Consider the following 18,601-nt stretch of genomic DNA (forward strand, 5'->3'; position numbering starts at 1 on the left):
CCAGCGGCGTCGGCATCACGCCCCCTCGGCGCAGCCGACATCACCGCGACCGGCGTGACGACGGCCCCAGTGGGACGTGCTCAAGTGCGGTGCCCGCTGTGACGCGACCCAGCGCGTGCCGTATTCCACGGAGAAGGCGTGCGGTATTCCACGGAGAAAGAATGAGTGGCTGATCACTCGGTTCACGTCTCGACATCTCCCGGGACGTCATCACCGGCGCGTCGATTCAGCTCGCGGCCGCCCACCGCGTCGACCTCAGATCTCATGCAGGCCTCAGATCCAGCCTCGGACCCCATACGGGCCTCAGATCCAGCCTCGGACCCCATACGGGCCTCAGATCCAGCTCGGACCCCATACGGGCCTCAGATCCAGCTCGGACCCCATACGGGCCTCAGTCCGACCTCAGACCTCATGCAGGTCTCAGATCCGACTTCAGGCCCCATGCAAGCCTCAGGCTCCGGCACCTGCCTCAGGTCCCCTTGCCGATCTCATACGGCTCTCATACGGCCGACCGGCGTCACACCGAGCGCGATCGACGATCGGTATCACGCCGACTTCAAATGACAGGCCAGGCCGTTACCAGCCCGCCCGGCCCGGCGGCCCGTGCCTGTGTCTGTGTCTGTGTCTGTGGTGCCCACCGTGCCTCGCCCGCGCCTGCCGCTCGAACCACCGATCCCCGTGTCGCCGAGCCTCCTGACCCCGCCGCCCGAATCCACGCCCCCCGTGCCGCCCGGCTTCGGAACCCCGCCGCCCGAACCCACGGTCGCCATACCCTCCACCCTCTACACCCCGCCGCCCGAACCCACGGTCCTCATACCGCCCGGACCTCAGATCATCTGACCGTCCGAACCCACGGTCGCCATACCCTCCACCCTCAACACCCCGCCGCCCGAACCCACGCTCCTCATACCGCCCGGACCTCAGATCATCTGACCGTCCGAACCCCCAACCCTCACCGCGCTCCGCGTCTGAACCCGGCCGACTGAATCTGTAGTCCTCATATCGCCCGGGATCGGGGTCATCTGACCGCCCGAACCCCCGCCCCCCATCGCGTTCGCCGCCCCGCCCCCGCCACCCGGACCAGCGAGCCCCGTGACGCCCCGCCGCGTGACCCCGCCGCCCGAACTCCCGCGCCTTGTGGCGCCCGGTATCCCAACGCCTCGGTCGCCCGAACCCCCAGTTCCCCCCGCGTTCGATTCTCGACTCAGAGCGCGTGGCCGTTCGTCCGTTCCCCGAACGCAGCCGTTTGATCGTCCAACCTCCGGCGTGCTTCGCCCCCGAGTTCGCGGACCGGTGGGCACCCCAACTCGTGGACCGCTCGTGCGCCGGCTTCGAATGCTGGACGGCGCCGAGGGCGGCCACCCCTATGAGTACGGCCACGACACCGGCCCGCACGATGCTCATCTGGGCACACCCCCGCCTTCTGATCATTCGGGGGGGCCACTTCGTACAAACAACTCCCTACCCGGATTGCCGGGGAGGCTAACGATCGGAGGCGGGTACCGGAGAGGCCGCGATATGCCGGTTCAGCGAGTACGGCGGCCGGACACCGCATTCAGGCGCGACGGGTCTTCGACAGGGTCGCGTAGACGATGATGTTGTCGGTGTAGTGGCCGGTCTTCCTGTTGTAGACACCGCCGCAGGTGATCAGGCGCAGGGTCGCCTCGCCGGTGTTGCCGTAGACCCGCTTCGACGGGAAGGCCGCCTTGCTGACCTGTTCCACACCGTCGACCGTGAACTCCACGAGGGTCCCGTCCGTCCGGGAGACCTTGATCTTGTCCCCGCGCTTGATCTCCTTCAGCCGGCTGAAGACGGCTGCCCCGCTCCGGGTGTTCACGTGCCCGAGAACCACCGAAGGTCCCTGCTGCCCGGGGATCGGACCGTGCTTGTACCAGCCCGCCTGGTTGGGCTTGCTCAGCGGGGGCGTCTGGATCTCCCGCTTGGAGTCGACACCGAGCGCCATCAGCGGGGCCAGCACGCCGATCTTCGGGATGGCCAGCCGCCGGGGCTTCACACCGTTGCTCTTCAACGGCGCCGGAGGCTGGACCACCGGCAGCGGCGGCGGCGCCGTGGGCGCGGCGGCCGTCAGCGGGACGTCCAGTCCGCCCGGCCCCACCGATGACGGCAGCACTCCCGCGGGCTGCTGGTCGGCGACCTGCTCCCCGGTACCCGGCTGCGCGCCCGGCTGTGCCTGAAAGCTGCTGACCGCCGCCTGCGGCTCGGACAGCCCATAGCCCGGATCCTCCGGCGCCGGTGAGAGGTACGCGAGCAGCCCCGCCATGATCGCGGCCACTCCGCCGAGCGACCCGGCCACGAGAAGCCCGGCCATCAGCATGTTTCCCTTGGGCTTGGCCGCTGAGCCGCCGCCGTGGTAGGGGTCGGGACCGCCCTGCGCAGGTCCTTGGTACATCCGGCGTCTCCTTCAGCTATCCCTCTGGCCACGCGCGTGTGCCGCCCGCCGCCTCATCAAGGCCACACCGCCCAGCGCGCTACCGGTCACCATCACCGTTCCCGCGCCGAGAAGCCCCAGCCCGAAGCCTCCTGCCGGCGCCTCACCGGTCTGAGCCCCACCGCTGGGCGTGATGATCACCTGTGGCGCGACGGGCGTGGGCCGGGTGGGGGTGACGGTGGCGGTCACGGTCAGGGTCGGCTTCGGCGTCGAGGTGGTCGTGCTGTTGACCCCGTTCGCCGGAGGAGACGTCGTGCCGGTGTGGGTGGGGGTCGACGTACCGGTGTGGGTGGGGGTCGACGTGCCGGTGTGGGTGTTGGTGGGAGTGGCGGTCGGCGTCGTCGGCGTGACCGTGGGGTTCGGCGACCCGGTCCCCGTGCCCGTCGGGTTGGGCGACTGGGACCCGCCCACCGCGGAGATCGTGACGTCCACCGAGACCGGCGCGCTGACGAGCGAGCAGGTGGCCCGGTACTCGTTCGGCGGGTTCTGCAGCTCCCTGGTGATCACCCGGAAGGCGTCGAGCTGCGCCCACTTGCCGTTCTCCAGGTTCTTGACCTCGATGGTGTGCTCGCCGTACTTGAGGCCGTTGAACCTCCACAGCGTGAGCCCACCCTCGTGGGCGGCGTTCGTCTGCGTGCCGTCGGGATTCTTCGAGGCGTCGACGAAGGACGGTGTGGCGTCCTGGCCGTCGATCCTGAACCCGACCTTCCCCGCTTCATTGCTGCGCCGGGCGACGTACTCGATCCCGGTGCCGGTGAACGTGAAGGAGGCCCAGGAGTTCACCTTGTCTGTACGGTGGAGGTCGCGGCCGTAGTCGCCGATGCTCAGAAGCTCGCTGCCCAGGTACGTCCAGTCGGCCGCCGCATGGTAGCTCACCCGCGGGTCGTCGTCGTTGACCATGACCTCGCCGGCCGGCGGTATGAAGTCCACGAACAACTTCCTGGGGCTGACCTTGAGCGTCCCGACCCGGTCGATGTGGGCGGAATCAGAGATCCCCTCGGGAAGCCTCAGGATGCTGCCCGGCTGGAGCTGATTGGCCTGGTCCAGGCTGCCCTTCGGCTGCAGGACACCGACCCAGCTGCCGGAGAGCTGGGCGTTCCCGGTGACCAGGACCTTGCTCCCGGGGGCGAAGAAGTCGGGTGAACCGAACCGGGTCGGATCCTGCTTGTAGCCGAGCTTCCAGCCGATGTTGAGCGGCTCGCCGACCTTGATCGTGGTGGGGATCGACACCTTCGTCCGGAGGTTGACCGTGCTGTTGTTCAGCGCGACCCCTCCGGTGCACGCGTAGTCGACCACGAGTTCGGCGATGCCGGCATCGGCCGCTTCGGAGGGCAGCGCGACCAGCGCGCCGCCGACAAGGCACAGGGCCGAAACCGCGAGAGATCTACGGAGCCCAGATCGCCACCGAACCACCACACACTCCGATCACAAAGGCTGCCGTCAACGGGCATAGCCATAGCACACCAAGGGTAGATCGTACGGTTTCAACCATCTTCGGCGCAGCGAGATATCGGGTACGTACGGAGACCGTGGCGCACTTGTGATCTGGATGTACATCCACAAACCACCGCAAGCCGTACCGGCGGCGCCCAATCAGGTGTACCCCAAAGTAACAGAATTGTATTCTGTGTCACGGACCCCTAGGAGGCACACAATGCAGCGAGACCTCTTCGAAGAGGAGCACCGGCTCTTCCGCGAGACAGTACGCGAGTTCCTGGCCCGTGAGGTGGCGCCCCATCACGCCCAGTGGGAGAAGGACGGCATCGTCCCCCGCGAGGTGTGGAAGAAGGCCGGAGAGATCGGCATGTTCGGTTTCGGAGTGCCCGAGGAGTTCAGCGGGGCGGGGATCACCGACTTCCGCTACAACGCCGTGATCGTCGAGGAGATCATCGCGATAGGCGCGACCGGCCTGGGGTACTCGCTGCACAACGACGTCATGGCGCCGTACTTCGTGGACCTCACCAACGACGAGCAGAAGGCCCGCTGGCTGCCCGGGTTCACCAGTGGCGAGCTCATCACCGCGATCGCGATGAGCGAGCCCGGCGCAGGTAGCGACCTGCAGGGCATCCGGACGACCGCCGTCCGCGAGGACGACCACTACGTGGTCAACGGCCAGAAGACCTTCATCACCAACGGCATCAACTCCGACCTGGTCGTCGCGGTCACGAAGACCGACCCGGGGGCGGGCGCCCGCGGGATCTCGCTGCTGGTCGTCGAACGGGGCATGGAGGGCTTCAGCCGGGGCCGCAACCTGGAGAAGATCGGCATGCACGCCCAGGACACGGCGGAGCTGTTCTTCGACAACGTCCGGGTTCCCGCGGCCAACCTGCTGGGGCCACAGGAGGGACAGGGCTTCTTCCAGCTCATGGCCAACCTGCCGCAGGAGCGCCTGTCGATCGCGGTAATGGCGGTGGCGGCGGCGGAGACGGTCCTGCGGGCGACCATCGAGTACTGCAAGAGCCGCACGGCCTTCGGCCGCAACATCGGTGGTTTCCAGAACACCAGGTTCGTCCTGGCGGAGCTGGACACCGAGGTGGAGATCGCCCGTCACTACGTGGACAAGTGCATCCGAGCCCTCAACGCCGGGGAACTCACCGCTGTGGACGCCGCCAAGGCGAAGTGGTGGACCACGGAGCTGCAGACCAAGGCCATCGACCGCTGCCTGCAACTGCACGGCGGCTACGGCTACATGATGGAGTACCCCGTGGCCAAGGCCTGGGTCGACAGCCGTGTCCAGACCATCTACGGCGGCACCACCGAGATCATGAAAGAGATCATCGGCCGCTCATTCGGCTTCTGACGCGACATGGCCTGACCGCCAAACGGGAGAACCGCCAAACGGGAGAACCGCCGTCCTCGCGACGACGAGACAGCGGTCTCCCGTGATCGGCCGGCCGGTGCCGTCACCCCTGGGTGATCTCCTGGATCTGGACGGCCACCCCGTCCTTGATCGTCACTTTGGCAAGGAGGACGTCGCCCTTGCCGAGAGCCTTCCGTAGCTGCTCCACGGAGCAGGTGTGCGGAGCCTTCCCCTCCCTGCAGATCAGACCCTGTGCGTCGAGCACGACCGTGTAGGGCACGAGGAGGGCTTTCACCCCCTGGTCACTGCCGGAGGTCACCGTGATCGTGTCCGCTTCCCGCAGGGCGATCCGCCCCCGCGTCGTGTCATCGATGCCCCTGCCCCCCGGCACGTTCACTGACGGCGCCGCTGTGGGAGGTTCCTCCAGGGGCGCGGAAGCGGACGGAGAGGGGGAAGACGACGCAGGCGGGGGCGGGGAAACCTCAGCGGAAGGGGTCGCGGTAACGGTAACGGTCGCGGTCGCCGATGCGTCCGACCCGCCCCCTCCACTCGAACATGCGGAGAGGCCTACGGCCAGGGCTGCCATCAGCAGGGCACGCGTTACCTTCGATGTCCTTTTCACAAAACGTAACGATCTCACGGGTTCCGGATCGCGTTTACCCACCGCGAAAACGGCTCCGCCGCCGCATACTGGTCAGCGGAGACTTCTCCGAGGGGGTGACGATGGACAGCGGGCTGATTCTGCTGATCTTCCTGGCGTTCCTGTTCGCCTGGGGCCTGAATCGGGTACGGCGCGCCTTCCGGCTCGGCCCTGTCGCGTACGCCGGTGTCATGGTGGTGTTCGTCATCGCGATGCTGGCCATCTGGGGGCAGAGCTTCCGTTAGAGCGCGTGCCCCGGCGGGACACCGGGAAACCCCGCCCTACGCGGATGCCTCCAGCAGCACACGCGCGACCAACTCGGGATCGTCGGTCATCGGCACGTGCCCGCACCCCTTGAGCAGTTTCACCCGCTGCCCCGACCATCTGGCGGCCCTTACCGCCTGCCTGCGCGGGAGCAGCCGGTCGTGCTCGCCCCAGGCGATCGTGACCGGCACCTTCGGCGGCGCGGGAGGCATCAGTCCCGCGAACGAGGCGAGGGTCTCGTCGAACCCCGAGGCGTCCTTGAGCGCCTGGAGAGCGGCGAGCAGCGCCTCCGGGGAGAGCCGGGTGGGATGGGCGACCAGGAGGCCCGCGGAGAGAACGCGGCCCAGCGGGTCCTCCGCGAGAGCGAGCGCCCGTTCAGGGGAAAGTCCGCGGGCGAAGGTCCCGATGGCCCGTAGGACGACTCGCAGGTATGCGAGCTCACTGCGGTTCCAGAACCCGGCGGGAGAGAGCGCGGTGGCCGAGCGGACCACGGAACGCGCGGCCAGTTCGAGGGCGACGTAACCGCCCAGTGAGTTTCCCGCCACATGCGGGTCGCGCAGGCCGAGCACCCCGCAGAAGGACTCGATCGCGTCCGCCAGGCTTTCGGCCGTGTACGGCGTGCCGGACGGCAACGGTGGTGAGACGCCGAAGCCGGGAAAGTCAACGGCGATCACGTCTCGCTCGGCGGCGAGCCGGTCGAGCACCGGCAACCATGCCTGCCAGTGATGCCCGATGCCGTGCAGCAGGACCAGGGGCGAGCCCGTCCCACGCCGTTCGAACGCCAGCTCCATGCTCCGAGTCAACCACCGATCGGGCACCTGTTCCAGCTCTGCCGCGTGTCGCTCAGCGCGATCTGGTGGGGATCTCGAACCAGACGGCCTTGCCCTCCTTCGTAGGTCGGGAACCCCAGCGCTTGGCGAGCTGGTCGACGAGATAGAGGCCCCGTCCGCCCTCGTCGTTCTCCCCCGCGCTACGGATGCGCGGCAGCCGGAGGTCCTGGTCGAAGACCTCGACCCAGACGGACTCCCCGCCCCGGCGCAACCGGAGCGTGAACTCCTTCTCGTTGATGATCTCGTCCTCGAAGCCGGGGATGTCCCAGGACTCGTCGAACGACAGCGGAGGACCGTCCATCGTCAGCTCCCTGCGCGGGATGCTGGCGCTGGCGGCGTGCAGCACGACGTTGGTGACGACCTCGGAGACCAGCAGGCAGGCGAGCTCGGCGCGCTCCTCGGGGACGTTCCAGCCGACGAACGCCTCCGAGGCCATCCGGCGTGCCTCACCCACCATGATCGGCTGGGCCGGGAAGGTGCGCTCCTCGACGGCCAGGTCCTCGGGGGCGGACCTGAGCACGAGGATGGCCATGTCATCGTCGATCTCGCCGGGCACCGCGACGGTGGCGGCGTCGGCGATGCGCTCGACGGAGCTGTCACTGATCTCGATGAGTCTCTCGCAGAGCTTCCCCAGCGTCTCCTCGACGTTGGGCGGCCTGCCGTCGGCGTCGCGGATGGGGCGGCGGTCGACGAGCCCGTCGGTGTAGAGGAGCAGCGCCGCCCCCGGGGGCAGCTTCCGCGTCTCCTCCTTGTAGACCAGGTCCGCGTGCATGCCCTTGGCACGGACCCCCAGCGGCTGGCCGACCTCACGGATGTCGAGTTCGGTGCAGGTGTCGCCGATGAGCAGAAGTGGGGGGGCGTGACCGGCGTTGGCGAACGACAGCTGCCGCGACCAGGCGTCGTACACCAGGTACTGGCAGGTGACGATGGGCGGGACGCTGATGTCGGTGCCGCTCTCGTCCTGCTCCGGGGTGGCGATGATGCGCGTCCACTCGTCGAGCCTGGCGAGGATCTCCGCGGGCGGCTTGTCGTCCTGGGCGAAGGCCCGCAGGGCCGCCCGCAGCTGCCCCATGACCGCCGCGGCCTTGGCGCCCCGGCCCTCGACGTCGCCGATGACGATGCCGACCCGGCCCGCCGAGAGCGGGATGACGTCGTACCAGTCGCCGCCGACCTGGGTCTGGATGCCCTGCCCGTGGCTGGCCAGGGGGGCGGCGGGAAAGTAGCGGACCGCGATCTCCAGTCCGTCGAGCTGCGGCAGCGCGCGGGGAAGCAGGTGCTTCTGGAAGGACTCCGCGGTGTGCCGTTCCTCCTCGAACAGCAGCGCGTTGTCGACGGCGAGCGCGACCCTGGTGGCGATCGCCCCCACGAAGTCACGGTCGAAGGCGTCGTAGTGCGGGCTACGCCGGTCGGTCAGATTGGACAGCCCCAGGTACATCAGCCCGAGGATCTCACCTCGCACGCAGAGCGGCGCCACGATGGCCGAGGTCATGCCGATCTCGGCGGCCAGGCGGGTGTTGGCCTCACCGGGGCTGGGATAGTTGGTCTGGGAGAAGTCCTCGACGAGGATCGTCTCCTGGCGGCGCAGCGCGATGTCGGCGTAATGTCCCGCCGGGTAGCGGATCTCCGCCCCGATCGGCGCCCAGGTGTTGGGCGGCGGGCTCCAGCCCTGGACGTGTGTGGAGACCCTGCGGGTCAGCCGCCCCTCCTCCATCAGCTCGATGAAGCAGTGATCGGCGAACTGCGGGACGAGCATCTCGGCGACGCGCTTGAGCGTCTCCTCGACGTAGAGCGATCCGGCGAGGCGCTCGCCGATCCGCTCCAGCAGGCCGAAGCGGTCCTTCTCCCGCTCGTTGCTGCGCATCGCCTCGCGAGCGGTGATGACGATGCCCGTCACCGCTCCCGAGGGGTGCCGCAGCGGCACGGCCTGGGCCCGCACGTAGATGATCGTCCCGTCACCGCGCCTGACGTCGAACGTGCCCTCCCAGACGCCGCCCTTGAGGACGTGTTTGGAGAGCTCGACGGCCAGCGGATGATCCTTCTCCATGATGCCCAGGGAGAGGGACCGGTCACGGGGCCCCGATGTGCCCGGGCGCCCGAAAAGCCTTTCCGCGAAAGGGTTCCAGTAGAGCAGGTTGCTGAACCTGTCGGTGACCACCACCGCCATCTCAGCATGATCTAGGACGGAGCCAGCCGTAAGGTGATCAGCGGCATCCTGGGAAACATCCCCCCACCGCTTCATCCGGTGACCGCCCCTCGGGGGCGGGTGTGTGCAAAGCGAACCACGGTTGCTCCTGCAGTCTCGGCCTGGGAGCGGAGGGACTCCCGAACGGGATCCAACCGAGCTAAGGGGCCCCGGTCAGCGTATGGAGACGAAAACGTGCGCGGCAATCTCTCGCGGGAGATCCGCAAGAAAACTGCCCGCCTCGTCGTCACCTGTCACCCGCACACCGTCGTCACTCACCGCGAGCGTTACCTCGCGTCCGGGTTGTATCCCAACTTGCTTGAGTTTAAGCATCACAGCCGGATCGCTTTGCACTTGTTCGCTAATTCGCCGCACGACAACGGGTATATCTCTGGGTCCGGCCATCGCGGCCATCGACGGTAGCGACTCCAGCCGCCCGTCGGGAAGGCCCGCGACGCCGAGTTCCTCGAGGCCGGGGATCGGATTGCCGTGCGGATCCTCCGTGGGATTGTTGAGCAGGCGGACCAGCCGCGCCTCCACCGACTCGGACATGACGTGTTCCCAGCGGCACGCCTCGACGTGCACCTCTTCCCAGGGCAGGCCGATGACCTGGGTGAGCAGACACTCGGCGAGACGGTGCTTGCGCATGACACGGGTCGCGAGAGTGCGTCCCAGGTCGGTCATGGTCAGGTGCCGGTCGCCCTCGACGCGGACCAGGCCGTCGCGCTCCATCCTGGCGACCGTCTGGCTGACTGTGGGACCGCTCTGCTGGAGCCGCTCCGCGATTCGCGCGCGCAGGGGGACGATGCCCTCCTCCTCCAGCTCGAAGATCGTACGAAGGTACATCTCAGTTGTGTCGATCAGGCCGTGTGCGGTCAAGGTTCCTCCCGTCCTCTCTCGATGCTACGTCCATCGCGCGGTGTTCCCGGGAGGGCGGCGCGGGACCTTCGGAGTTCGAAGACACGACCCTATTGGGAGAACGGCTCTCGATGGCAAAGGACGGCAACACCGGGGGCCACCAAATCCTTCCCTAACTACTCAAACACTGCTCGCGAGCGGGCGATAATTTCTGAAGGCCGGGACGGCCAGCCCCACCGCGACCACGGCCACCGCGCAGACGATCCCGCCGCCCACCCAGGCCCCCGTGGCCCCGAACCACGAGGCGGTGGCCCCGGCCCGGAGGTCCCCCAGCCTGGGACCCCCGGCGACCACCACCATGAAGACGCCCTGCATCCTCCCTCGCATGTCGTCCGGCGCGTGGGTCTGCAGGATCGTCTGCCGCCACACCGCGGAGACCAGATCGGCGGCCCCGCCGAACGCGAGCAGCGCGACCATCAGCCACAACTGGTCGGCGAGTCCGGCCGCGGCGACGGTGAGTCCCCAGGCGGCGATCACGTACGTGAGCGCCACCCCCTGACGCCGGACCCGCCCCACCCAGCCCGACAGCACCCCGCCGAGCACCGAGCCGATGGCGATGCTGGCCGACAGCCAGCCGAACGCGACCAGTGATCCGCCGAACCTCTCGGCCACGACCTCGGGGAACAGTGCCCTGGGCAGCGCGAACGCCATGGCGATGAGATCGACGACGAACGACATCAGCACGACCGGGTGTCCGCAGACGTAGCGCAGGCCGTCCACGACCGACCGCAGGCCTGGGCGTGTCACCTCGCCGATCGGTTCGAGTCTCGGCAGTCTCACCGCGGCGTAGAAGCCCGCGCCGAACAGCAGCGCGTCGATCAGGTAGGCGGCGGCGAAGCCGCTCTGGGCGAGCACGACCCCGCCGATCAACGGCCCGACGACGGTGCCGAGGCCGCCCACCAGGAAGTTGAGGGTGTTGGCCGCCGGAACCAGATCGGCCGGGACCAGCCTGGGGATGATGGCGCCCCTGGTCGGGCCCGTGATGGCGAACCCTGTGGCGTGCAGGGCCACGGTGGCCAGCAACAGGCCGATGCTCGTCGACCCGAGGGCTGCCTGGACCAGGAGTGCGAGCGTCCCCGACCAGGCGATCAGCGCACCGATGATGAGGAGCCTGCGCCGGTCGACGGCATCGGCGATCGCGCCGCCCCAGAGCCCGAAGACGATCAGGGGGATCAGGTTGGCGGGGCCGAGCATGCCGACCCAGAAGGACGACTCCGTGATGTCGTAGATCTGGGCGCTGACGGCCACCGAGGTGAGCTGGAAGCCGATGAACGACACACCCTGACCGGCCCAGAGTCGCCGGTAGGCGGGGATGCCGAGCGGGCGTGTGTCGGCCGCGTGCCTACGGACGAAATTTCCGAACCTCACACCGCTCCCTCGCTACCGGACATACGTGGATATATCAGCAAAGAGCGGGCAGGGTGTCATGGAGCCAGGCGTTCGACGATCCAGCCGGCGCCGGAGCGCCGGTAACGGAGGCGGTCATGCATGCGGTCGGTACGGCCCTGCCAGAACTCCACCTCGGCCGGCACCACGCGCAGCCCACCCCAGAAGTCCGGAACCGGCGGATCCTCCGGCCAGCGCTCCGACAGCTCCTCGTAGCGGGCGTCCAACTCGTCCCTGGAGTGCACGACCGCGGACTGCCGCGATGCCCAGGCGCCGATCCTCGACCCGTAGGGCCGGGATCTGAAGTAGACGGCCGACTCCTCGCGCGGCAGCCGTACCACCGCCCCCTCCACCCGCACCTGGCGGCGGATGGAGTGCCAGGGGAACAGCAGGGCGGCCCTCGGGTTCTCCGCCATGTCACGGCCCTTGCGCGACTCGTAGTTGGTGTAGAAGACGAACCCGTTCTCGTCGTAGCCCTTGAGCAGCACGGTTCTGGCAGTCGGCCGGCCACCCGCCGAGGCGGTCGCCAGCACTGTCGCGTTCGGCTCTGGAAGCCCGGCGTCCACGGCGTCGCCGAACCAGGCGGCGAACTGCGACACGGGGTCGGGGGCGAGGTCCGCCTCAAGGAGAGGCAGCCCCTGGTACGTGCGGCGAAGTCCCTCCATCGAGGGCGGTCGCGATGCGGCATCCACGGGAAGGTATTCTCGCGTGCCGAGCTGGAAGCCCGCGCAGCGCCCCCCACCTGCGGCGATCGCGCTTTGGCGGGTCCGGCGGCACACCGCCTCAGCTCAGGGGGTTGAATATGACCCGCCGGTATCTCGACATCAAGGCTTTGACTTCAAGAAAGGGAGGCAGCCGAAAATGTCCGACTTCAAACCCGGGCTCGAAGGCGTAGTAGCTTTCGAGACGGAGATCGCGGAACCGGACAAAGAAGGGGGCGCCCTCCGCTACCGGGGCGTTGACATCGAAGAGCTGGTCGGCCGTGTCTCCTTCGGACACGTGTGGGGCCTGCTTGTCGACAACAAGTTCCAGCCGGGTCTGTCCCCGGCCGAGCCTTTCCCCATTCCTGTCCACTCAGGTGACATCCGCGTCGACGTGCAGAGTGCGCTGGCCATGCTGGCCCCCGCGTACGGTTTCAAGCCGCTGCTCGACATCGACGACGATGAGGCCCGCGCCAACCTGGCGCAGGCCAGCGTCACGGCCCTGAGCTTCGTCGCCCAGTCCTCGCGCGGCCTGGGAAGGCCGATGGTCCCCCAGAGCGAGGTCGACAAGGGCGAGAGCATCGTCGAGCGGTTCATGATCCGCTGGCAGGGCGAACCCGACCCCAGGCACGTCAAGGCCATCGACGCCTACTGGACGTCCGCCGCCGAGCACGGCATGAACGCCTCCACCTTCACCGCCCGGGTCATCGCCTCCACCGGAGCCGATGTCGCCGCGGCGCTGAGCGGTGCGGTCGGCGCCATGTCCGGGCCGCTTCACGGCGGTGCGCCCGCGCGCGTGCTGCACATGATCGAGGGCGTCGAGCAGGTCGGCGACGCAAAGAAGTACGTGCAGTCGGAACTCGACAAGGGCCAGCGCCTCATGGGCTTCGGTCATCGCGTCTACCGTGCCGAGGACCCCAGGGCACGGGTGCTCCGCCGCACCGCCAAGGAACTCGACGCACCGCGTTACGAGGTCGCCGCGGCGCTGGAGAAGGCCGCGCTGGAGGAGCTGCACGCCCGCAAGCCCGACCGGGTGCTCGCCACCAACGTCGAGTACTGGGCCGCGGTCATCCTGGACTTCGCCCAGGTTCCCTCATCCATGTTCACCTCGATGTTCACCTGCGCCCGCACCGCGGGCTGGGCCGCCCACATCCTGGAGCAGAAGCGCACGGGCAGGCTTGTCCGCCCCAGCGCCGACTATGTAGGTCCCCCTCAGCGCTCGGTCCACGACGTCCCAGGCGCCACCGAGGCCGTCCACTCCTTCTGACCCTTCCGAGTTCCCGTCTCATACGGCTGTCGCGTGGGTGTCTCGCGCGACAGCCGTTCCCGGCCCTTCGAGGCCCTCTGCCCCGCTCTCCTTCCGGGTTCCCGCCCCGTGATCACCCCACTAGGCCCAAAACCATCCCACGTCTCGTCTCAAAATCCGGACCTCGTCCTGGATCGATCTGCGGGCTCAGTAGGCTGGTCATGTGGCTGACATCGTGATTCCCTCTGACATCAAGCCCGCCGACGGCCGTTTCGGCTGCGGGCCCTCGAAGGTGCGCCCCGAGCAGCTCTCGGCTCTCGCGGCCTCCGGTTCCAGCCTCCTGGGCACCTCGCACCGCCAGAAGCCGGTCAAGTCGCTCGTCGGGCGCGTCCGCGCGGGGCTGTCCGAGCTGTTCTCCCTCCCTGAGGGGTACGAGGTCGTCCTGGGCAACGGCGGCACCACCGCGTTCTGGGACATCGCCGCCTTCGGGCTGATCCGTGACAGGTCGCAGCACCTGAACTTCGGCGAGTTCTCCTCCAAGTTCGCCTCCGTGGCGGCCAAGGCCCCGTGGCTGGGCGACCCGACCGTGATCAAGTCGGAGGTCGGCAGCCACCCCGAGGCCAGGCTGGAGGAGGGCGTCGACGTCTACGCGCTCACCCACAACGAGACCTCGACCGGCGTCGCGATGCCGATCAGGCGCGTGGGCGAGGAGGGCTCGCTCGTGCTCGTCGACGCCACCTCCGGCGCCGGCGGCCTGCCGGTCGAGGCGAGCGAGTTCGACGTCTACTACTTCGCCCCGCAGAAGAGCTTCGCCTCCGACGGCGGCCTCTGGATCGCCCTGATGTCCCCGGCCGCGCTGGCCAGGGTCGATGAGGTCGCCTCAAGCGGGCGCTACGTCCCCGATTTCTTCAGCCTGCCGGTGGCCGTCGACAACTCCTCCAAGGACCAGACGTACAACACCCCGTCGGTCGCCACGCTCTTCCTGCTCGCCGAGCAGATCGAGTGGATGAACGGCAACGGCGGCCTGGCCTGGACGACCGCCCGCACCGCCGAGTCGGCCCGGCGCCTCTACACCTGGGCGGAGAAGACCTCCTACACCACCCCGTTCGCAGGTCCGGAGTTCCGCTCCAACGTGGTCGGCACGATCGACTTCTCCGATGACGTCGACGCCGCCGCGATCGCCAAGATCCTGCGCGCCAACGGCATCGTCGACACCGAGCCCTACCGCAAGCTCGGCCGCAACCAGCTGCGCGTGGCGATGTTCCCGGCCGTCGACCCCGACGACGTCGAGGCCCTGACCACCTGCGTCGACTACGTGGTCGAGCGTCTGTAGTCCCGCTCCTGCGGCGGTTCCGGGCTTGGTACCCGGCACCGCCGGGCCTCATCCGGTGAGATCCCCACTCCCGCGCGGGAGCGGGGATCCAGGTCAGGGAACTCGGGGCCGGAGATCCAGGGCAGAGATCCAGGTCAGGGAACTCGGGGTCGGAGATCTAGGTCAGGGAACTCGGGGGCACGTCCGCGCCCGGGGTGTGCGCCTGCTCCCCCGCGCGCCGGGCCAGTTCGTGCAGCAGGCGCAGGGCGTCGTCCGGATCCACTCCCTCCGCGAACCGCGAGAGCACGGGAGCCCGGTCGGGGCTACCCGCCAGGGCCGCGAGCATCAGCCCCGCCACATGCTCGTCCCGGGAACGGCTGGCGGTGTAGCGGAAGGCGTTACGCACGGGTGCCCTCTCCAGCAGGCCCTTCCTGACGAGACGCTCGGCGACGGTCTGCACCGTGGTGTAGGCCAGGCTCCGTTCCGCGTCCTGGTTCAGCATGTCCTGCACCTGGCGGACCAGCAGTGGTTGCTTGCAGCCCCACAGCACGTCCATGATCGCGCGTTCCAGGGATCCCAGGTTCACCCGCGGCCACCTTTCGAGGGTCGCGCCCGGCTACGAATGGCCCTGGAGAACATGTACGGGCACGCGGCCAGGCAGGGTCACACATGAAATTTGGTCATATTGTTACTTAAATCCATCGATGCGGCCATAGCTGGTAAATATCGACCCTCTTAATAGATCGTGCTCCAGTTAATAGATCGTGCTCCAGATCGCCCCCATTCGATCCTGAAGGTCGCACACGACCCAATCCAGCCTCGGACATTCCAGTAGCACCACAAAGCCTTACAGAGCCCTTACAGCCCCGCACAGCAACCATCTCGGGGCGAACCACCTAAGAGCCGGCCTGGAAGGCCGCCGCGAGAGCGGTGAGCCCACGTGGCGCGGAGGGCGAAGCCCGGTCGGCGGGCAGGACGGCGGCGAAAAGGCGCGGAGCCTCAGTAGGCAGAGAAGAGGCCCGGAGCCTCAGTAGGCGGGGGAGAGGCCCCGGTGACGCCTACGGCGCACCACCCAGGCCGCGATGACGCCGCCGATCAGGCCGAACAGGTGCCCCTGCCAGGAGATGCCCGCCTCGCCGGGGAGCACTCCCCAGATGATCGAGTAGTAGGTGATCGCCACTCCGACGCCGATCACGATGTCGAGGACGCGGCGGTCGAACAGGCCCCGGGCGACGACGAAGCCGAAGTAACCGAAGACCAGGCCGCTGGCACCGACCGTGAGGACCCTCGGCTCGTTGACGAACCAGATGCCCAGGCCGCTGACCAGGACGATGATCAGGCTGGCGGCCAGGAAGCGGCCGATCCCGCGCAGCGCGGCGAGGAAGCCGAGGATCAGCAGGGGCAGCGAGTTGGCCATCAGGTGGCCGAAGCCGCCGTGCAGGAAGGGGGCGAGCAGGATGCCGCCCAGACTTTCCGGGACCCAGGACCAGATGCCGTAGGCGTCGAGCGTTCCCTCTCCCGGCAGCACGTAGTCGACGATCTCGACCACCCACATGACGCCGACCAGGAGGACGTTGACGATCGCGGCGCCCAGCGCGCCCGCCGCCAGGTTTCCCGCCCTGCGCTTCAGGAGGTCGCCGGAGGATCGGCCGGTGGGGGTCATCCCGGTCGCGTGGTCGTTCATTCACTCTCCTGGCCTTGGAGCGGTGTCGTGGGCGTCAAGTGCCCCCGCCGCACCTGCCCACACCTTTACCGTACGCACTCCCGGCCATGAACGCGCCGGGTGTGATCCATCGATCACACCCGGCCGGCGAATCCCCTCCGGAATCCGAAGGGGGTCTACTCACCCTTCCACTGGGGGGCGCGCTTCTCGGCGAAGGCCGCCGCGCCCTCCATGGCGTCCTTGGAACCGAACACCGGGCTGATGATCTCGCCCTGCTTCTCGAACATCTCGTCGAGGCTCCAGTCCGCGGACTCGACGATCACACGCTTGGTCGCGGCGAGCGCCATCGGGGCGTTGGCGGCGATCTTCCTCGCGAGCTCGACGGCCTTGGCCAGCGCCTCACCCACGGGCGTGATGTGGTTGACCAGGCCGACCTCGTACAGCCGGGAGGCCGGGAAGTGGTCGCCGGTCAGGGCGATCTCCATGGCGATGTGGTACGGGATACGCCGCGGCAGCCGCATCACGCCGCCGGCCCCCGCGATCAGGCCTCGCTTTGGCTCGGGCAGCCCGAACTTGGCCCCCTCAGAGGCGATGATGATGTCGCAGGCCAGCGCCAGCTCGCAGCCTCCGGCCAGGGCGTAGCCCTCGACGGCGGCGATGAGCGGCTTCTTCGGCGGCACCTCGGCCATGCCGCCGAATCCCCTGCCCTCCACGACCGGGATGTCCCCGGCCAGGAAGCCCTTCAGATCCATGCCCGAGCAGAACGTGCCACCGGCGCCGGTGAGGACGTAGGCGGCCACGTCCTTGCGCTCCTCCAACTCGTCCAGCGCGGCGGCGACGCCCCGGGCGACCGCGCCGTTGATGGCGTTCCTGGCCTTGGGCCGGTTGATCGTGATGACGGCCACGCCGCCGTCCACTTCGACCAGAACCTCGTCAGACACCGGATGACTCCTACTTGGGCTGGAAGCGGATACCGCCGTCGAAACGGATCGTCTCGGCGTTCATGTAGTCGTTCTCGATCAGCGAGCGGACCAGCTGCGCGAACTCCGAGGCCAGTCCCATCCGCTTGGGGAAGACCACCGGGGCCACGAGCTTGGCCTTGAACTCCTCGGCGTTGGCCGCGAAGCCGTAGATCGGGGTGTCGATGATGCCCGGGCAGACGGTGTTGACCCGGATGCCGACGGCGGCGAGGTCGCGCGCGGCCGGGACGGTCATGCCGACGATGCCACCCTTGGACGCCGAGTAGGCGACCTGGCCGGTCTGCCCCTCCAGCGCCGCCACCGAGGCGGTGTTGATCACAACTCCGCGCTGGCCGTCCGCGTCGACCGGCTCCGTCTTCGCGACCGCCGCGGCACCGATGCGCATGAGGTTGAAGGTGCCGATCAGGTTGACCTCGATGACCTTGCGGTAGGAGGCCAGGTCATGGGGAGAGCCGTCGCGACCCACGGTCCGGCTGGCCCAGCCGATGCCCGCGCTGTTCACCACGACGCGCAGCGGCTTGCCGGTCGCCACGGCCGCGTCCACGGCCGCCTGTACCTGCGTCTCGTCCGACACGTCGGTCTTGACGAAGACGCCGCCGAGTTCGTCGGCAAGGGACTTGCCGCGCTCCTCGTTGAGGTCGGCGATGACGACGGTGGCGCCGTGCGCGGCGAGGTCGCGAGCCGTGGCCTCGCCAAGGCCGCTGGCACCGCCCGAGATGATTGCTGCTGCTCCGTTCAGGTCCATGAGCGGACTTTAACCTGCGACCGAATGAAGTTCTACTTGGGGTGGGTTAAATCTCTCCGATGCCAGGTCCCGCCCCTTGGACCCTTCGCCCACCGCGGCCGGTCAGACGACGCCTCGCCACGGCAAGATCCACGGAACGGAGCCTAGAACCCTCCGACGGCACTGCTCACGTCGGGATAGACCTTGATCCGCCGGTCGAGCCCCGTCGTGCGGAGGATCCGGGCCACCGGCGCCTGGGGAGCGGCCAGGCAGACCCCACCGCCACCGCTCGTGGCCAGCCGCCACGCCTCGATCAGCACCGACAACCCGCTGGAGTCCATGAAGGACAGGTCGGTGAGGTCGAGAACCAGCCGCGCACCGTCCAGCTTGATCGCGTCACGGACCTCGTCTCGCAGGAAGGGAGCGGTGAACAGGTCGAGTTCGCCCTCGACAGCCACCACCACGGCGTCGCCGACCGCGCGGCGAGCCAGCCGTAGCTTCATCAG

The 18,601-nt window shown here is 68.4% G+C and carries 17 protein-coding genes; 4 read left to right on the forward strand and 13 right to left on the reverse strand.

Annotated features, from left to right (window positions below; translation table 11 throughout):
• Positions 1-1,555: 1,555 nt before the first annotated feature.
• Together OIE13_RS26590 and OIE13_RS26595 are read right to left on the reverse strand one after the other, a co-directional pair.
• Positions 1,556-2,410, reverse strand: a complete 855-nt coding sequence (locus OIE13_RS26590; RefSeq protein ID WP_326635460.1) for a class F sortase — start codon at positions 2,408-2,410, stop codon at positions 1,556-1,558.
• A 12-nt stretch (positions 2,411-2,422) separates the two neighbouring features.
• The gene (locus tag OIE13_RS26595) at positions 2,423-3,862 is read right to left on the reverse strand and encodes a hypothetical protein (RefSeq protein WP_326828874.1); all 1,440 of its coding nucleotides are present in this window, start codon (positions 3,860-3,862) and stop codon (positions 2,423-2,425) included.
• Positions 3,863-4,103: 241 nt separating this feature from the next.
• Between OIE13_RS26595 and OIE13_RS26600 the strand changes: the two genes are divergently transcribed.
• Positions 4,104-5,249, forward strand: coding sequence for an acyl-CoA dehydrogenase family protein (locus OIE13_RS26600; RefSeq protein ID WP_326828875.1), 1,146 nt, complete (start codon positions 4,104-4,106; stop codon positions 5,247-5,249).
• Positions 5,250-5,352: 103 nt separating this feature from the next.
• Here the strand turns inward: OIE13_RS26600 and OIE13_RS26605 are convergent, their stop codons facing one another.
• Positions 5,353-5,646, reverse strand: a complete 294-nt coding sequence (locus tag OIE13_RS26605) for a hypothetical protein (RefSeq protein WP_326635455.1) — start codon at positions 5,644-5,646, stop codon at positions 5,353-5,355.
• A gap of 326 nt (positions 5,647-5,972) precedes the next feature.
• Here OIE13_RS26605 and OIE13_RS26610 point away from each other — a divergent pair, with 326 nt between their 5' ends.
• Positions 5,973-6,134 (forward strand): hypothetical protein, encoded by a 162-nt coding sequence (locus OIE13_RS26610; RefSeq protein WP_169750261.1) that lies wholly within the window; start codon positions 5,973-5,975, stop codon positions 6,132-6,134.
• 36 nt (positions 6,135-6,170) lie between these two features.
• On the opposite strand, the gene OIE13_RS26615 is transcribed toward OIE13_RS26610, so the two are convergent.
• From OIE13_RS26615 to pdxH, 5 genes are all read right to left on the reverse strand, one after another.
• Positions 6,171-6,944, reverse strand: a complete 774-nt coding sequence (locus OIE13_RS26615; protein ID WP_326635451.1) for an alpha/beta fold hydrolase — start codon at positions 6,942-6,944, stop codon at positions 6,171-6,173.
• A gap of 52 nt (positions 6,945-6,996) precedes the next feature.
• Complete coding sequence (locus tag OIE13_RS26620) at positions 6,997-9,222, reverse strand: ATP-binding SpoIIE family protein phosphatase (protein WP_326635449.1); 2,226 nt, start codon at positions 9,220-9,222, stop codon at positions 6,997-6,999.
• 117 nt (positions 9,223-9,339) lie between these two features.
• Positions 9,340-10,044 (reverse strand): metal-dependent transcriptional regulator, encoded by a 705-nt coding sequence (locus tag OIE13_RS26625; RefSeq protein WP_326635448.1) that lies wholly within the window; start codon positions 10,042-10,044, stop codon positions 9,340-9,342.
• A 159-nt stretch (positions 10,045-10,203) separates the two neighbouring features.
• Positions 10,204-11,451, reverse strand: coding sequence for an MFS transporter (locus OIE13_RS26630; RefSeq protein ID WP_326635447.1), 1,248 nt, complete (start codon positions 11,449-11,451; stop codon positions 10,204-10,206).
• 56 nt (positions 11,452-11,507) lie between these two features.
• The gene (gene pdxH / locus OIE13_RS26635; protein WP_326635446.1) at positions 11,508-12,161 is read right to left on the reverse strand and encodes a pyridoxamine 5'-phosphate oxidase; all 654 of its coding nucleotides are present in this window, start codon (positions 12,159-12,161) and stop codon (positions 11,508-11,510) included.
• 169 nt (positions 12,162-12,330) lie between these two features.
• Here pdxH and OIE13_RS26640 point away from each other — a divergent pair, with 169 nt between their 5' ends.
• Together OIE13_RS26640 and serC are read left to right on the forward strand one after the other, a co-directional pair.
• A complete protein-coding gene (locus tag OIE13_RS26640; protein ID WP_326635445.1) occupies positions 12,331-13,437 on the forward strand; it encodes a citrate synthase 2 in 1,107 nt (368 codons plus the stop codon).
• A gap of 202 nt (positions 13,438-13,639) precedes the next feature.
• Positions 13,640-14,749 carry a phosphoserine transaminase gene (serC, locus tag OIE13_RS26645; RefSeq protein ID WP_326635443.1) on the forward strand — a complete coding sequence of 370 codons (1,110 nt, stop codon included), beginning with the start codon at positions 13,640-13,642 and terminating at the stop codon, positions 14,747-14,749.
• 157 nt (positions 14,750-14,906) lie between these two features.
• On the opposite strand, the gene OIE13_RS26650 is transcribed toward serC, so the two are convergent.
• The 5 genes from OIE13_RS26650 to OIE13_RS26670 all read right to left on the reverse strand — a co-directional run bounded on the left by OIE13_RS26650 (position 14,907) and on the right by OIE13_RS26670 (position 18,598).
• A complete protein-coding gene (locus tag OIE13_RS26650) occupies positions 14,907-15,314 on the reverse strand; it encodes a BlaI/MecI/CopY family transcriptional regulator (protein ID WP_326635442.1) in 408 nt (135 codons plus the stop codon).
• Positions 15,315-15,755: 441 nt separating this feature from the next.
• Positions 15,756-16,412, reverse strand: a complete 657-nt coding sequence (locus OIE13_RS26655) for a rhomboid family intramembrane serine protease (protein WP_326635441.1) — start codon at positions 16,410-16,412, stop codon at positions 15,756-15,758.
• Between the two features lie 155 nt (positions 16,413-16,567).
• Positions 16,568-17,332, reverse strand: coding sequence for a crotonase/enoyl-CoA hydratase family protein (locus OIE13_RS26660; protein WP_326635438.1), 765 nt, complete (start codon positions 17,330-17,332; stop codon positions 16,568-16,570).
• Between the two features lie 10 nt (positions 17,333-17,342).
• Positions 17,343-18,116, reverse strand: a complete 774-nt coding sequence (locus tag OIE13_RS26665) for an SDR family NAD(P)-dependent oxidoreductase (protein ID WP_326635436.1) — start codon at positions 18,114-18,116, stop codon at positions 17,343-17,345.
• A 143-nt stretch (positions 18,117-18,259) separates the two neighbouring features.
• Positions 18,260-18,598 carry an STAS domain-containing protein gene (locus OIE13_RS26670; protein ID WP_326635434.1) on the reverse strand — a complete coding sequence of 113 codons (339 nt, stop codon included), beginning with the start codon at positions 18,596-18,598 and terminating at the stop codon, positions 18,260-18,262.
• Between the last annotated feature and the right edge of the window lie 3 nt (positions 18,599-18,601).

The organism is Streptosporangium sp. NBC_01810 (assembly GCF_035917355.1).
In the GTDB taxonomy this organism is placed as follows: Bacteria; Actinomycetota; Actinomycetes; order Streptosporangiales; family Streptosporangiaceae; genus Streptosporangium.